General features: G+C 63.3%; 13 protein-coding genes and 2 pseudogenes. 11 read left to right on the top strand and 4 right to left on the bottom strand.

Features of this window, described 5'->3' with window-relative positions; all coding sequences use genetic code 11:
* Nucleotide 1 precedes the first annotated feature (1 nt).
* From ACFU5V_RS28440 to ACFU5V_RS28420, 5 genes are all read left to right on the top strand, one after another.
* Complete coding sequence (locus tag ACFU5V_RS28440; protein ID WP_378703231.1) at nt 2–1,123, top strand: acyl-CoA dehydrogenase family protein; 1,122 nt, start codon at nt 2–4, stop codon at nt 1,121–1,123.
* Complete coding sequence (locus tag ACFU5V_RS28435; RefSeq protein ID WP_378703230.1) at nt 1,120–2,127, top strand: acyl-CoA dehydrogenase family protein; 1,008 nt, start codon at nt 1,120–1,122, stop codon at nt 2,125–2,127. The genes ACFU5V_RS28440 and ACFU5V_RS28435 overlap by 4 nt, the downstream gene beginning before the upstream one ends.
* Nucleotides 2,128–2,282: 155 nt before the next feature.
* On the top strand, nt 2,283–3,896 hold the full coding sequence (locus tag ACFU5V_RS28430) for an AMP-binding protein (protein ID WP_378703229.1): 1,614 nt from the start codon (nt 2,283–2,285) through the stop codon (nt 3,894–3,896).
* A 103-nt stretch (nt 3,897–3,999) separates the two neighbouring features.
* On the top strand, nt 4,000–5,142 hold the full coding sequence (locus ACFU5V_RS28425) for an acyl-CoA dehydrogenase family protein (protein WP_378703228.1): 1,143 nt from the start codon (nt 4,000–4,002) through the stop codon (nt 5,140–5,142).
* Between the two features lie 166 nt (nt 5,143–5,308).
* Nucleotides 5,309–6,802 (top strand): MFS transporter, encoded by a 1,494-nt coding sequence (locus ACFU5V_RS28420; RefSeq protein WP_378703227.1) that lies wholly within the window; start codon nt 5,309–5,311, stop codon nt 6,800–6,802.
* A 2-nt stretch (nt 6,803–6,804) separates the two neighbouring features.
* On the opposite strand, the gene ACFU5V_RS28415 is transcribed toward ACFU5V_RS28420, so the two are convergent.
* Nucleotides 6,805–9,063 carry a xanthine dehydrogenase family protein molybdopterin-binding subunit gene (locus tag ACFU5V_RS28415; protein WP_378703226.1) on the bottom strand — a complete coding sequence of 753 codons (2,259 nt, stop codon included), beginning with the start codon at nt 9,061–9,063 and terminating at the stop codon, nt 6,805–6,807.
* Between the two features lie 436 nt (nt 9,064–9,499).
* Between ACFU5V_RS28415 and ACFU5V_RS28410 the strand changes: the two are divergent.
* From ACFU5V_RS28410 to ACFU5V_RS28400, 3 genes and pseudogenes are all read left to right on the top strand, one after another.
* A pseudogene (locus ACFU5V_RS28410) lies at nt 9,500–9,652 on the top strand (alpha/beta hydrolase fold domain-containing protein); the annotation flags it as partial.
* A 25-nt stretch (nt 9,653–9,677) separates the two neighbouring features.
* Nucleotides 9,678–9,797, top strand: a pseudogene (locus ACFU5V_RS28405) (alpha/beta hydrolase fold domain-containing protein); the annotation flags it as partial.
* 133 nt (nt 9,798–9,930) lie between these two features.
* Nucleotides 9,931–10,221, top strand: a complete 291-nt coding sequence (locus ACFU5V_RS28400; RefSeq protein WP_378703333.1) for an alpha/beta hydrolase — start codon at nt 9,931–9,933, stop codon at nt 10,219–10,221.
* A gap of 74 nt (nt 10,222–10,295) precedes the next feature.
* On the opposite strand, the gene ACFU5V_RS28395 is transcribed toward ACFU5V_RS28400, so the two are convergent.
* From ACFU5V_RS28395 to ACFU5V_RS28385, 3 genes are read right to left on the bottom strand one after another with little or no spacing between them, the layout of a single operon-like run.
* Entirely contained in the window at nt 10,296–11,480 is a 1,185-nt protein-coding gene (locus ACFU5V_RS28395) for an NAD(P)/FAD-dependent oxidoreductase (protein ID WP_378703225.1), read from the bottom strand.
* On the bottom strand, nt 11,473–11,667 hold the full coding sequence (locus ACFU5V_RS28390; RefSeq protein WP_378703224.1) for a ferredoxin: 195 nt from the start codon (nt 11,665–11,667) through the stop codon (nt 11,473–11,475). The genes ACFU5V_RS28395 and ACFU5V_RS28390 overlap by 8 nt, the downstream gene beginning before the upstream one ends.
* A gap of 8 nt (nt 11,668–11,675) precedes the next feature.
* Nucleotides 11,676–12,851 (bottom strand): cytochrome P450, encoded by a 1,176-nt coding sequence (locus ACFU5V_RS28385; RefSeq protein WP_378703332.1) that lies wholly within the window; start codon nt 12,849–12,851, stop codon nt 11,676–11,678.
* Nucleotides 12,852–12,955: 104 nt separating this feature from the next.
* On the opposite strand from ACFU5V_RS28385, the gene ACFU5V_RS28380 reads away from it, so the two are divergent.
* The 3 genes from ACFU5V_RS28380 to ACFU5V_RS28370 all read left to right on the top strand — a co-directional run bounded on the left by ACFU5V_RS28380 (nt 12,956) and on the right by ACFU5V_RS28370 (nt 15,639).
* Nucleotides 12,956–13,915, top strand: coding sequence for an SDR family NAD(P)-dependent oxidoreductase (locus tag ACFU5V_RS28380; protein ID WP_378703223.1), 960 nt, complete (start codon nt 12,956–12,958; stop codon nt 13,913–13,915).
* Between the two features lie 111 nt (nt 13,916–14,026).
* Nucleotides 14,027–15,058: an alpha/beta hydrolase gene (locus ACFU5V_RS28375; protein ID WP_378703222.1), complete on the top strand. Its 1,032-nt coding sequence runs from the start codon at nt 14,027–14,029 to the stop codon at nt 15,056–15,058.
* Nucleotides 15,055–15,639 (top strand): carboxymuconolactone decarboxylase family protein, encoded by a 585-nt coding sequence (locus tag ACFU5V_RS28370; protein ID WP_378703221.1) that lies wholly within the window; start codon nt 15,055–15,057, stop codon nt 15,637–15,639. Before ACFU5V_RS28375 ends, ACFU5V_RS28370 begins: the two co-directional genes overlap by 4 nt.
* Nucleotides 15,640–15,647: the final 8 nt, after the last annotated feature.

Below are 15,647 nucleotides of genomic sequence, written 5' to 3'. Positions count from 1 at the left end.
CATGCTGGACTTCGCCACGGGTCGTGACGACGCCGCCAACGAAGTGAGACTCCGGGTTCGCGAGTTGGTGGAATCCTGGAAGTCTGCGGGACGTTTCGAGCCTCGTCCCGACAACTGGATGCGCGGATTCGATCCGGAATTCAGCGCAGCGCTCGCAGAACAAGGTCTCATCGGCCTGACGTGGCCGGTCGAGTACGGCGGCGCTGGCCGACGGAACGTAGATCGTCTCGCTGCGACGGAGGAGCTGTTGCGAGCCGGCGCCCCGGTCGCCGCTCACTGGATGGCTGACCGACAAATCGGCCCCGCCGTTCTACGGCACGGCAGTGAGGAGTTGCGCCGGGAGCTGCTCCCGGACATGCTCGCCGCGAAATCGGTGTACTGCTTGGGCATGAGCGAACCGGAGGCAGGCTCCGATCTTGCGGCCGTGCGGACCACCGGGCGGGAGGCTCCCGACGGCACCTTCGTGATTCGGGGCCGCAAGGTCTGGACCACCAACGCCCATCGCGCCTCCCACATCTACGTCCTTGCGCGCACGGACCCCGCCGAGCGGAAGCACGACGGGCTTTCCGAGTTCATCATCGACATGACCAGTCCCGGCATCAGCGTGTCACCGATCCCGGACCTCGCGGGCCAACACCATTTCAACGAGGTCGTCTTCGACGATGTCGTGGTGCCTGCCCACCGCATCGTCGGCCGTCGGGGCAACGGTTGGAAACAAGTAGTCGAACAGCTCAGCTTCGAACGGGGCGGACCCGAGCGAGTGCTGTCATCGTATCCGCTCCTCGATCAGATCCTGGCAGACAACAAGACGGCTGACGAATCGTTCGACGAAGAGATCGGCCGCATCGTCGCTCGGCTAGCCGTGCTTCGGCGTCTTGCCAACCGGGTCGCCCGAAGGATGGACGAGGGCGCAGCGCCCGTGCAGGAGGCAGCTACCCTCAAACTGCTGGGCAACGGATTCGAACAGGACCTCGTCGACCTCGCTCGCCGCGTCTCCGCCGGCTCGGTCGGACCGGACACCCTGGTGGGTCAGGCATTGATGGCGATGCCTGGTTTCACCATTCGTGGAGGCGCAGCTGATGTGATGCTCTCACTCATCGCCCGGCAGGAGGTTGTCGCATGAGTACATCGACGATTGAGTCCATGCGGGACGAACAGCATCGTGACCTCATTGCTCTTGTGCAGGCTCTTGCCGCCAAGTCGGCTGTGCCCAGTGCCCCCGAGGACCAGCTCAGGGGCTGGAGCGACTTCGTTGAACTCGGCCTCACCGCTGTGTCGCTGGCTGAGGACAGCGGCGGTGCGGGTGGAACTTTTCTCGACGAGGTGATCGTCGCTGTCGAGATCGCACGACACGGGCTCGACGTGCCGTTCGTGGACAACGTGCTCGCATCGTGGGTGCTGGGTCATGCAATCGGACCGGTGAAGACACGCACGCGTGCACTGGTGACAGTGGATGCTGTCTCCGATGTCGTGACAGCCGCATGGGGAAGGACGGTGGACGAGATCGTCGTGGTCGCTGCCGACGGAACCGTCGCCCTCGGGTCGGGGCTCGATCTCGACACCCGAAGCGAGGATCTCGCGGGAGCGCCGATCGATGTGGTCCGGATCGGAGAACTCGTCGATATCGGGCGGTGGCACGATCTGCCGGCGGAACTGTGTGCGCGAGCAGGCGTGTTGCGTAGTGCGGAGATTCTGGGTGCGGCCTCGGCTGTTCATTCCATGAGCCTGCGGCATGTGGCCGAGCGGGAGCAGTTCGGCAAGCCCCTACTCCAGATACCCACTGTCGCAGGATCGTCGGCGCACATTCGTGCGGGGATCATCCAACTCGAGTGCGCGGTTGAGCGCGCCGCGATCCTGCTCGCCGACGACCGCGACCTTGCCGCTCGCTCGGGTGCAGCCGCGGTCTGTCGAACGATCGCGGACGTAGTAGCCACCGATGCGGCCGCGCGGGGGCACCAGCTCCACGGTGCCATGGGCATCACCCAGGAGCATGCTCTCGGGCGATTCACTCGGAAGCTGTGGGCGTGGCGTGACCGTGACGGGGGCGCCCGAAGTTGGACGCAGACCCTCGGTCGCGCAGCGCGATCGAATGGAGAACAGTCGGTTTGGGAAGTTCTGTCCACATAGGTTGCGCTGGCTTCCACGTGTGGTGTTGTGTCAATTGCACGCCTCGACAATCGAGCCTGTGGATGGAGACGAGGTCAAGAAGTGAGGAATAGATCGATGTACGAGTCATGGTCTGATGCGGCACTGTGTGGCCCTGCTTGCATTGGGGTTTCGCGATGACGGCGGTGTGGCGGCCGGACGATGCCGTCTCCCTGCCGGTGGTACTCGACCGGCGGGCTGAACTATCCGGCGACAGAACAGCGATCACCGTCAACGGGGTTGACGCCACGTATGCCGACCTCTCATCCCGCTCCATCCGATACGCCAATGGCCTTGTTCAACTGGGTGTTTCGACTGGTGACTCGGTATCTCTCCTGATGTCGAACTCGACAGATCAGGTCATGGGGTGGTTGGGCATTTCGCGCCTCGGTGCTGTCGATATCCCGATCAACACGGCATATACCGGCGACTTCCTTCGCCGCACGCTGCAAAATGCTGGCAGTCGAGTGCTTTTGTGTGACGACCAATACCTCGACACGGTGTGCGAAACCGCTAAGGACGGCGGAGTTGAGACAGTAGTACTGCGTGGCGATCCAGCGGGATTGTCCAAGGTACGGGCGGCAGGATTGAACGCCGTGCACTGGGATGTCTTCGAGACGGCCGACACGTCACGAGGCAAACTGCCTGCACATGTCGACTATCGAGACGCGTCCTCGGTCATCTACACCTCTGGCACTACTGGAGCGTCCAAAGGCGTGACATTCAGTCACAACTACCTCCTGTCGGCTGCACGCCAGATGACCTCGCTGTACGAAAGCAGCGAGGACGATACATACTTCGGCTCGATGCCGCTGTTCCATCTCGCGGCCAAGGCATGCGGCGTCGTCGGCTCGATCATGACCGGCCAACACACTGTTCTCGACCCCAAGTTCTCGGTGAGCCGGACCTGGCAGCGAGTTCGCGAGACCAATGCAACCGTCGTGCACCTGTTGGGCTCGATGATCGTCATGCTCTACAACCAGCCACCCACACCCGAGGACGTGTCGCTCCCGGTCCGTGCCATCTTTGCAGCTCCCGTACCGGGGACGATTCAGCGAGAGTTCGAAGAGCGCTTCGATTGCAAGATCGTGACATGTTACGCGCTGAGCGAGGCATGCCAAATCACCAAGGGCGGCCTCGACACGCCTTACCCACCGAACTCGGCGGGCCGCGTCAACGACGAGCTTTTCGAGGTCCGGTTGGTCGACGACGACGACCGCGACGTACCCTCCGACTCAATTGGCGAGATCGTTGTTCGCCCGAAGAAGACGAACGTCATGTTCAGTGGCTACTGGCGCAATCCGGAAGCCACCCAGGAGCTGATGGGGAACCTCTGGTTCCACAGCGGTGATCTGGGAAGGTTGGATCCCGACGGCTGGTTCTACTACGAAGGCCGGAAGAAGGACGCGCTTCGTCGACGTGGCGAGAACGTCTCGGCGGCGGAGCTGGAAGATGTGCTGCGTCAGCATCCGCTCGTGAACGACGCAGCTGCGGTAGGCGTGCCCAGCGATGTCATGGAGGACGACATCTATGCCGTCGTGGAGCTGGCTCCCGACACCAAGGTCGATCACGCCGAGCTGTACGAGTTCTGCCTGGCGAAGCTGCCGTTCTTCATGGTCCCGAGATACTACGAGATCGTTGATGCTCTGCCGCGCAACCCGCTCGCGAAGATCGAAAAGTTCCGCATCCGGACCCGTGGGTTGAATGCGCAGACGTGGGATTCGTCGAAGAAGGCGTTCTTCGAGGCGTAACTGTCAGTCCTTTCACCGGTGGTTCGGCGCGGGCGCGCCGACGGGCATGCGCGCTCTCGGTTCGGACGTCCGCTCGGCCACCGCCATCCCGGAAGAAGCACGTATGAAACGTTCGATCTACAGCGACGAGCACGAAGCGTTCCGCGACTCGGTGCGGCGGTTCTACGCCGAATTGCTTCCCGAGCAGGACGACTGGATCGCCGCGGGCGCACCACCCAGGTCCTTCTGGGCGAGCGCAGGAAAACTCGGATTACTCGGGATTCAGATCCCCGAGGAGTTCGGTGGAGGCGGCGTTGACAGTTTTCTCTTCAACGCTGTCCTCACCGAAGAAGCCCAGCACGCAGGGTTGGCTCTCGGCGGCTTGCGGGTCCACACCGATATCTGCATGCCCTACTATCTCCACCACGCCTCTGACGAGCAGAAGGCCCGCTGGCTTCCGCAACTCGCAACAGGTGAAGCTGTCGCGGCGCTCGCCATGACCGAACCGGGGGCAGGCTCCGATGTCCGAAGCATCACCACTACCGCTCGTCGCGACGGTGACCAGTACATCCTGAACGGCGCCAAGACCTTCATCTCGAACGGCGCCAACGCTGACCTGCTGATCGTTGCCGCCCGTCAGGCAGAGAGCGCGGATCGCGGTGCGTTGAGTCTGCTGGTCGTCGAGCGCGGGATGCCCGGCTTTGAGACGGGCCGGCAACTGAAAAAGATCGGCCTCAAGGGACAGGATCTCGCTGAACTGAGCTTCGCCGACGTGCGGGTCCCGGTAGCCAACCTGCTCGGAGAGGAAGGCCAGGGATTCGCCTACCTCACTTCCAACCTCGCACAGGAACGATTGTCGATCGCGGTGAACAGCCAGGCCGCCGCGGTGGCCGCACTGAACCGGACCATCGAGTACGTCTCCAATCGAAAAGTATTCGGGTCCAAACTCTCCTCCTTCCAAAATACGAAATTCGAGCTCGCGGCCTGCGCCACAGAGATAGAGGCCGGCCAAGCGCTCGTCGACCAGGCGTTAATGGCTAACGAACGCGGGGAGCTTGACCCTGTGGACGCCGCCAAGGTCAAGCTGTTCGCCACCGAACTCCAGGGGCGGGTTCTCGACCGATGCCTTCAGCTGTTCGGGGGATACGGATTCATGGAGGAGTACCCGATCTCTCGTGCGTACGTCGATGCCCGCGCTGCCCGGCTGTACGCAGGATCCAGCGAGATCATGAAAATCATCATCGCGAAGTCTCTGGGACTGCGGTGATTCAAGGACGAGTAGGGGCGCTGCACCAACGCTCCGGCTCGTCCTGCTGTGCCGCTCACGCGGCTCGGTCGTCGCCGCAGCGCACCCACTCCTAGGCCTGCAGTCCGGAAAGTTAGCTGCGGCGTGGGCACTACCGAGTAGACACGTAGAGATTGGAGGCGCTCCGATGGTTCGGGCACAGCAGTTCCTAGGTCGACCATCGACAAGCGGATCAACTCGTGTCGGCACCGCTTCCGCTGTGACCTGGAAGCTCAACACGAGCAGGCAATCGTCGCGCCTCCTCTTTCCCGTACTCGCGATCGGAGCGGTGTTCCAGGCGATCTTGCAGACGATCATGGTGCCATTGCTGCCGAGCATGCCTGGTCTGATCGGAGTGGGGTCGGCGGCGGTCTCCTGGCTCGTCACGAGCACGCTTCTGGTAGGAGCGGTGGTGACACCGATCTTCGGTCGCCTGGCTGACATGGTCGGTAAGAAGCGCATGTTGCTCATCTCGCTGACTCTGATGACCGGGGGTTCGATGCTGTGCGCAATCAGTTCGAACATCGCCGTACTAATCCTCGCACGCGGGCTACAGGGTGTCGGGGCCGTGATCATCCCGATTGGTATCTCGATTCTGCGGGAGGAACTCCGTACGGGCCGGGTACCTCGTACGATCGCGCTGCTCAACTCGACCCTCGGTCTGGGTGTCGCTCTCGGGGTTCCGTTCTCCGCGGCCATCATTCAGTGGGCGAATTGGCACGTGCTGTTCTGGGTCACCACAGCGATCGGGGCGTCGTTGACCCTGGCCGCGGCGATGGTTGTCGGGGAGTCGCGAAGTCGGACCGGCGGGCGGTTCGATGGCGTCGGCGCAGTAGGCCTCAGTAGTGCCCTTGTGTGCCTTCTTGTTCCCACGACACAGGGCAGCGGATGGGGATGGACCAGCCCAGCAGTTGTGTCGATGTTCGTGGCGGCCGCGGCACTCTTCGTGCTGTGGGGCCGCCAACAACTGCGCAATGGCAATCCGCTGGTGGACCTGCAGTCGGCGTCCCGCCGGGCTCTTCTAGTACCGCATCTCGTCGCCCTGCTAGTCGGGTTTGCGTTCTACGGAAACACCCTGATCACTACGCAACTCCTGCAGGCAGACCCGGACGCCGGCGCGGGATACAGCCTGTCGATTCTGCTGGCGGCGGTGTGCCTATTGCCGGTGAGCGTCGCGATGATGACGTTCGCGTTCGTGGCCGCGCGATTCTCAGATCGTCGTGGGCCGAAGGCATCCATCCTCGTGGGATCAGTGTTCCTGGTGTGCGGATACGCCTTGCACGCCGTGCCGGGTAAGCCGCTTTGGCTGGTTGTAATGGCTATCGGTATTGCGGCAATCGGAACCACGTTCGTGTACTGCACGCTTCCGCTGCTCATTCTGGCGGCGGTGCCGCTCGCGCAGGCTGCTGCAGCCAACAGCGTGAACGTCCTCCTGCTCAGTACCGGAACCGCCGTGTGCAGTGCGGTGATCGCGCCTATCCTCACTAACCAATCGGGCGGTCAGGTCACCGCGGCGGGGTTTGCGTCGGCCTACATCGTGTGTGCGGTCTGTGCAGTGGTGGTAACTATGGCTGGATCCGCCTTGCCGAAGCGGCGTCGCTCGGTCGCCCCCGACGTCTATGCCACTTCCTCGGTCGTCTGAGATCAATGTGATGACGATGCGGCGGTCGTGTGCAGGGCGGCCCATACACGGCCAGGCGTGAGTGGGATCTGCACCGACCCCGCCCCAGCCCGGCGGAGTGCGTCCTCGACGGCGTTGTGCACGGCAGCCACCGAACCGGTCGTACCGGACTCTCCCACCCCTTTGGCGCCCAATGGATTGAGTCGTGTGGGAGTTGTCGTGTGCAGGGTTTGCACACTCGGAAGGTCCGCGGCGCTCGGCATCAAATACTCGGCGAGACTCTCGGTCTCGAGCGCCCCGTCGCTGTCGTAGCGGATCTCCTCGAATAATGCTTCGGCGATGCCGGCCGCGACGCCGCCCTGAATCTGGCCGGTGACGATCAGCGGATTGATCACCACACCGCAATCATCGACTGCGACAAAATCGCGAATCGATACCCGCCCCGTGTCGCGCTCCACCTCGACCACTGCAATGTGGCAGCCGAAAGGTGCTGATCCTTGCACCTGGTCGAAAGTCGCCTCGCCGATGAGTTCTGTCGATTCAGCAATAGTGGCGAGCTCTTCCCAGGTGAAAGAGTGTCCGCTGCTCGCGGCGAAAGCGCCATCTTCTCGCAGTTCAACCTCGTCCTGCGTGACACCGATGGTGCGGGCGACGAGCGCGGTTGCACGTGCCACCAGGTCCTGTGCCGCGAGTTGCACGGCGGAGCCGCCGATCTGGGCGGATCGCGATCCCCCGGTGCCCTCACCGAACTCCGTGAGGGAGGTATCGGGGTCCGCCAGGACGAAACGTTCGAGCGGTAGCTTCAGCACGGGCGACGCCACCTGGCTGTAGAGGGTCCAATGCCCCTGCCCGTGAGCGGCGGTACCGACCCGCAACTCGATCGTGCCGTCGGTGAGAACCCGGACCTGCGCGGTTTCCTTGGCCAGCCCCACTCCCGCAGACGCCGAGACCTCCACGTAGCAGCTGATGCCGATACCCAGCAGCGTCGTGGAGTCCGACGAGCGGGTGCGCTGTTCCTCGCGAAGCCGGTCGTACCCGACCGCACCGAGCGCGAGATCGAGGGCGGCCTCGTAGTCGCCCGAGTCATAGGTCTCGCCAGCGGGGTTGGTCCACGGAAAGGAGGATGCAGCAACGAGGTTACGTCGCCTAACCTCGACAGGATCGAGGTCAAGTCGAACTGCCACCTCGTCCATAACCCTCTCGATGAGGTGCGTGGCCTCGGGCCGACCTGCACCACGGAAGGCTCCCGTAGGTGCTGTGTTCGTTGTTACACAACGAATGTCGTAATTCAGTTCGCGTATGGTGTATACCCCCGTCGCAAGGCTTCGGGCGGTGTGGATCATCACCATTCCGGTGCCGGGGTACGCGCCGACATCGGTCGTTGCGTTGACGCTCAAACTGCTGATGCGTCCGGTTCGGTCCGCCGTCGCGGTCGCGTCGAACGTGTGTCCGCGCCCCTGCATCGTTAGTAGGTTCTCGTGGCGTGTCTGGACCCATCGCACGGGCAGATCGAGGTGGCGCGCCAGCGCCAGGACGAGAAGGTAGTCGGGATCAAATGGCGTCTTGCCGCCGAACCCGCCGCCGACCGCCGGGCAGCGGACGCGCAGCAGGTCAATAGGGATGCCGAGGAATGCGGAGGCGAACCGCCGGAATCGGTGCGGCATCTGCGACGAGAGGACAACGTCGAAGGAGCCGTCCTGGTGGGGGACCGCGACGATGGCGGAAGTCTCCATCGGCATCACCCCCATCCGCGGCTGCTCGACGCGGGTGTGGACGGTCACGTCCGGGCGAACGTCAGGAAGGTCGGCCTTGACCTCGGCAAGTCGCGAACTACGTGCGATGTTCGTGTGTAGTTCTTCGATGACATGCGACGAGTCGCCGCGAACGGCTTCTGCGACAGCGAGAACGGGCGGCAGCTCCACGACGTCGATCGAGACCATTGCCGCCGCGTTTCGCGCCTCCCGGGCTGAGGCGGCGACGACGACCGCGACGACCTCGCCGACAAATCTCACGGCCCCGGCGGCAAGCAACGGGCGGTGTGCGGCGATGTCGACCGGCTGGACGGCCTGCGCTGGGGCGAGGCGGGGAAGTTCGAGATCGTCCGCCGTCACCACCGCGGCCACGCCCGGAGCTGCGGTGGCTGCAGCTGTATCGACGCCGCGCAGCAGCCCGCGTGCAACCTTTGAGCGTACGAATACCGCGTGCAACGGACGAGCGGCCTGTAGATCTGCGGTGTATGTGCCGGATCCCGTCAATAGCTTGCCATCTTCGAGGCGGCTCACGGCCCGGCCGACTGTGCTGACGACGGTCTCCTCACTCGCGGACTCCGGGCGTACAGTGAGGTCCAGCTGCGCGGGCGGGCGAACCGCCCTAGGTGCGCGCGGGTGCCGATCACATTCAGCAGGTTCTGTCACATTGGCACCCTATTCGTATCGTCATGCCGCTGTCTATGCTCAGCATTCCCAAGTGCGCACCCTGGTGGGGCAAGGCGATTAGTGGCCGTCCGTCGACCGCGAGCGAATTGCGGAACTGTCGGCCGTCGCGTTGAGCTGGTACAAGGACGTTTCTGGCGTGACAACCACTGTGGTGGAGGTACTCTCGGCAACCGAAGGCGCCCTGTTCTAGGGCTCAGGATCCATCGGGATGACGTGGCCTCGCAGGTGAAGCACCGACATCCCCAAACAACGCCGATGCCCTCAACTTCCGTGTCTGTATTGGGTGCGCGGCGGTGGGATGGTAATAGCGGCGGCGGATCACGAGGACGTGAGGCTTCGGAGGGTCGCGAAGGAGCTCGGGTGTATCGCGATTGCCGTTGAATACCGCCTCGCACCCGAGCATCCACACCCCGCAGGCCTCGACGACGTGGTAATCGGACTAGAATGGGGTCTTTGGTCACGCTGCGGAACTTGGAATCGATTCGACCCTTGTGGCGTTGGGTGGTGCCAGCGCAGGTGCGGGACTCGCGGCGGCAGCCTGTCTGACGTACCGGGACAGGGGACAACCATTGGTTCTGTAAATGCTGCAGTGCCCCATGTTCGACCACTGCAATGAGACGTTGTCCAGCCATGAAGTGATGGACGTCGGAATCTGGGACCGGGAGATGAACCGCCGCGGATGGGAGGCCCTCATTGGGGATTCATATTCAGTTGGTGTTGCACCGGGATACGCGTCCCCGCGGTGGCCGAGGGCCTGGCCGGACTCCCGCCCACCTAGTTGGATGTGGGAACTGTGGAGTCGTTCGGGATGAAACCATTGCATACGCCTCACGGCTACTGGCAGAAGGTGTCCCGGTTGAACTCCATGTCTGGCCGGGAGGTTTCCACGGGTATGAGAACTTCGTTCCGGACGCCACGTTGTCGCGGGAGACAGTCAACGCACGTGTAAACGTACTCCGGCGTGCCTCGGCCGCCCGGACTAGAATTCGGTATTTCGCAACGTAGACCGTTTCAGAACCTCGCAGCTCTGTGGTTAGAGCGCTGCCGCCCGATGGTATCGAACCATCGGGCGGCAGCATTCACGAGAGGAGTCTGTGAGTACGCGCCACAAGTTCTTGCCGGAGGCCCCGTACCTCTCGGGGCATGTTCCAACTCAGCGCACCGACAGCTTCCCCCGCGACGTGGTACGCGACCGCGAACTTGCCGTCCTCGATGGAACCCGCCACCACGCGCACGTCAGCACCCTCGGGCAGGGTTCCGTAGGCCTGAATCTTCACCTCGTACTGGTCGGTCCAGAAGTACGGTACGGGGGCGAACGCTGTTAGCGTTCCCAGGATGCCCTTGGCCACGGAGATACCTTGCTCCGTCGCGTTCATCCTGTGCTCGATGCGAACATGCCGCTGCTGGACAGGGTGGAACCATCGAGCGACGTCGCCTACTGCCCACACGTGTTGGCCGGCACGGTTGAACTCGTCGCACACGATGCCGTTGTCGATCTTCAGGCCCGAACCGACCAGCCAGTCGGTGTTGGGCAGCGAGCCGATGCCCACGAGAACCACGTCGGCAGTGAAGCTCTCCCCGTTGTCGAGGCCAAGCGACACCCGGTCGTCCTCGGTCGGATCAAGGGCCACGACCGAACGCCCCAGACGGAATCGGGTGCCGCGGCTTTCGTGCAGCTCGCGCACCTGTGCAGCGACCACAGGCCCGAGCTGGCGCACGAGAGGAGCGTCGAGGACGTCGACCACCGTCACGTTCATGCCCAGTTCGATAGCGACGGCGGCAACCTCGATCCCGAGGAACCCGGAACCGATAACGGCCAGCGACGCACCCTTTCGCATATCTTTGGCGAGTTCCTGAGCGTCCGCGAGCGTGCGCAAGGTGTGCACTCCCGGCGGAATGTCGATGGGCAGGGGCCGAGGACGGACGCCGGTGGCGATCACCAGTTCGTCGTAGGGCACCTGACGTCCCCCGACCTCGACGGTGCGGTTGTCGAGATGGACCGATCGGGCAGGCTCACCGAGGAGCCATTCGCACTCGAGGGCATCCAGACTGGTCCGATCGCGCAGATGGGTCCTTGCCGGATCCCACGAACCCTTGAGGACCTGCTTGGACAGCGGTGGGCGATCGTACGGCGGTTCCGTCTCGTCGCCGATCATGACGATGTCGCCGCTATAGCCTTCACGTCGAAGTGTTTCGGCAACCGTGAGCCCGCCAGCGGATGCGCCGACGACAACTACACGTTGCGGTGTCTGGGCCTCACTCATCGAGCATGATCGCCAGTGCCGGGCACACGTGTGCGGCCTCGCGCGTCTCGTCGTGGAGCTCAGGCGACGGGTTCTCGTCCAGCAGGATCACGATGCCGTCCTCGTCCCGCTGATCGAACACGTCGGGCGCGGCGAAAACGCACTGGCCCGCTCCGACGCATTTGTCCTGGTCGATGGTTACCTTCATTTTCTTCCTCACCAAGTCACGGGTAGGGCGTTCACGCCGTACACGACGTTGTCGGTCTTGAACTCGATCTCTTCGAAGGGGATGGCCAGTTCGAGGGTGGGAATCCTCCGGTACAGCGTCGAATAGACGACCTCGAGTTCCACCCGGGCCAGGGGTTGGCCCAAGCACTGGTGCGGCCCGTATCCAAAGGCGAGGTGATGTCTGGTCTGCCTCGTCAGATCGAGCTTGTTCGGATCGTCGAATGCGAGCGGGTCGCGGTTCGCGGCGTCGTGAGCGGCCACAATGCCGTCTCCGGCCTTGATGGTGTGGCCGTAGAACTCGATGTCCTCGGTCGCTACGCGCCGGCGTCCCACATGGAGAATCGTCAGGTAGCGCAGCATCTCCTCGACCGAGTTCGCTAGCACCTTGATGTCATCCGTTGTCTGCATCGTCGCCAGGATGTCCGGGTTCTTCAGGAAGGTCAACGTACCCAGCGCGATCATGTTTGCGGTCGTCTCATGGCCGGCGACGAGGAGGAGCTGGCACATGTTGATGACGTCTTCGCGAGCCATCAGGCCCGTCTGCAGTTGCTCGGTGACCAGGCGGCTGACGATGTCGTCCTGCGGATCCTTGAGCTTCTCGTCGACAACGCGGCCCAGCAACTCCAGCATCCCCTGCATCGCAGCAACGGCCTGCTCACCCGTGGACAGACGGGAGATCATGGTCCGGCTCAGGTCGTGGAAGAGGTGGCGTTCGGCGTACGAGACGCCCATCATGTCGCAGATGACGAGCGACGGCACCGGAAGCGCGAGCGCTTCGACCAGGTCGACCGGCTTCTGGCCGGCCAGCATGTCGTCGATCAATTCGTCGACAATCTTCTGAATCTGTGGACGCATCGCTCGGGTGCGCTTAACCATGAAGTCGCGAGTGAGCATCCTGCGGAGGCGGTCGTGTTCCGGGTTGTCCATGTTGATGAACGTCTTGGTGACTTCACGCCGAGCCTTGGAACCCTCGCTCGCGAAGGGGTAACCCGGCCGATCGGTGTCGGCGCTGACTCGGGGATCAGCGAGAATCTCACGGACCTCGTTGTAGCCGGTGACCAGCCATGGCTCCGAGCCGTCCCAGAGGCGAACCTTCGTGATTCGATCCGTCTCCTGGAGTTCCATGAGGGCCGCGGGCGGATCGAACGGGCACGTGCGGGTCATCGGATAGTCATTGATGGTGTGGGTGGTCACGAACGCGGACCTCCTTCTGTGTCCGGCAGCCGAAGCTGCACAATGCGCCTGTTATTGTGACATCGTAGCATGTGATGGACGTCTCGCCAGTCTTCGCGGGCGTCAAGACTTCGAGGAGAATCATGCAGCTCACCACTTGCGATCAGAATGGACACCTAGCTGGAAAGACGGTGGTAATCACCGGCGCGGGGAACGGACTCGGACGCGACTACGCCCTCGCCTGTGCCCGCCACGGGGCTGCTGTCGTCGTCAACGACTTCGGATCCGATGTTTCGGGACGCTCCGCCGGTGCTCGCGGTGCTGCAGCGAAGGTAGCGCAGGAAGTGGTGGACGCCGGCGGGCAGGCGGTGTCACACCATGGAAACGTAGTCGACCCCTCATGTGGCGAGGAGTTGGTGAAGCTCGCCGTCGATTCCTTTGGGCGTATCGATGCGCTCGTCAACAACGCGGGCATCGTTCGTGACAGCCCCTTTCTCGACATGTCGATGGAGGACTTCGACAGCGTTCTCGACGTCCACCTCCGCGGCACCGTGCGGGTCACGCAACCGGTCTACCGTCACATGGTGGAGTCGGGGCACGGCGGAGTGGTCGTCAACACCACCTCCCGATCCGGGCTCCGGGGAAAGCGGGACGGAGCGAATTACGCTGCGGCGAAAGCGGGTATCGTTGGATTCTCCAACGTTCTGGCGTTGGAGGGAGCCGAGCACGGCGTCCGAGTCTGGACAATATCTCCGCGTGCTGCGACCCGAGCATGGGGTGAGGTCGAAACCACGTCGTCGGGGCCCATGCGCCCCGAATTTTTCGAGCGGTTCCCGATGGACGCCGTGTCGCAGGCCCTGGTGTGGATGATCAGTGATCTGTCGGCTCCAAATACGGGGCGTGTGGTCTTTGCGAGCGCCGAGGCGGTCCATGAGGTGCGCTGGGACGCCGCCCTTCCGTTCGTGGCCGATGCCTCCGTTGATGCAGGAGCGTTCGCGGATGCCGCCGCACAGGGGCGGGTGCTGTTTCCGGATGACGCCCGCTCATGGATTTGATGGCACATATGCGCTACGTTTGTGACACAGTGCCCGGGTGTATATGCACTACACAAACCCCTTCGCTACAGCGCCGAGCATCTTGACGACGAAAAGGAGTCCTGGGTCGAAATGACGGTAACGACGGAGACAGTTCGGTTCACGAGCGGCCCGGGCCTATCGCTGCACGGCGTGCTGTACATGCCGAGCGAGGAGAACCGGCCGGCCGGCGGCCTCCCCGGCATCGTCCTGTGCCTGGGCTACCGCCCGGTCTTCGGGATGTTCGCGCCGAAGTATGCACGGGGATTCGCGGAAATGGGCTATGCCGTGCTCACGTTCGAGTACCGAGGCTTCGGCTCGAGCGAAGGCCCTCGATGGCGACATATTGCTCACGAACAGCTCGAAGACGTGCGGAACGCGGTCACCTACCTGTCCACTCGCGACGAAGTGGACGACGACCGAATCGCGGTCTGGGGTGACGCCAGCTACGGCGGCGCGCACGCGGTGATGGCCGGGGCCACGGATGATCGAATTCGTTGTGTCGTGGCCACTACTCCCTTCGCCGACGGCGAAGCGCTATTACGCTCGACCCGGGCCCCGTGGGAATGGCAGGACTTCACGGAGCGAGTCGCTGCGGACCGCCGTGAGCGAGTGCTGGGACGAGGGGAGCAGGTTCCGCCCGAAGAGATCATGAACTTCGAGCCGGCCTCGCACGTGCGGGCCGCCAAGCACGCGGAGAAGCACCCCGAGCTCGCCGCGCTGCGCTATCCACTGTCGGAGACAGCGGACTCCATCATGAGTTACAAGCCCGTCGAATATGTCGATCGGCTCTCGCCTCGCCCCTTGCTGCTCATCGCCGCCGAACTGGATAGGACCACGCCGGCGAGCAACGCCGAGCAACTGTACGAGGCCGCGGGGTCCCCCAAGAAGCTCGTGATCTTGAAGAACGCCGGGCACACCGACGTCCACGGCTCACGACTGGCAGACGTGATGGAGATCGGCGCCGACTGGCTCGCACGTCACCTGTCCCCTCGGGACGAGGACATAGTGCTAACCGAGGGCTCGGATACAGCTGGCGCACAGCGTGAATCCGCTGTGGGGATAGGGTCTCGCGCCGTTTCGCCGGACCTACGAGAACTGATCGAGAAGGAGGCCATTTCATGAGCGGAGAGACTGCCGACCCGAGGATTCCCCCGGTACCAATGGAACAGCGAGTCGGAGCCGTGCGGGAACGACTCAATCGGTTGCTCCCGGAGGGGGTCGAGTTCTCGGATGCACTCCCTGATCGGAACCTGCCCTGCACCTTGGTACGCCACCCGCACTTCTTCGAGCCCTGGTCCATGTTGGGCGTGCGGTTCCGGACGGGAGAACTCCCGCTACACGACCGCGAACTGGTGACCCTGCGCGTTGCTCACCGCGTTGGCAGTCCGTACGAGTGGGCGCATCACACGCGATCGGCGCGGATCTCGGGTGTCTCTGACACGGAGATCGACGCCGTGGTCGTCGGTCCCTCCGACCCGTCCTGGAACGCTTTAACGGCTGCGAAGCTCCAAGCAGTCGATGACATCTACCGCAATCAGCGGATATCCGCCGAGACATGGGAAATCATCGCGCAGGAGTACTCGGATCAGCAGCTGATCGAATTGCTCATGCTGATCGGGTTCTACTCCATGACCGGTTGGATTCTGAACAGCATCGGTATCGAAGTCGACGAGTGGCTGAGCCAGCCGTCGGCCAGTCGGTGACGGATCAC

The sequence above is a fragment of the Rhodococcus sp. NPDC057529 genome, from assembly GCF_042802055.1.
In the GTDB taxonomy this organism is placed as follows: domain Bacteria; phylum Actinomycetota; class Actinomycetes; order Mycobacteriales; family Mycobacteriaceae; genus Rhodococcus_F.
This window is presented reverse-complemented; position numbering and strand designations above follow the sequence as displayed.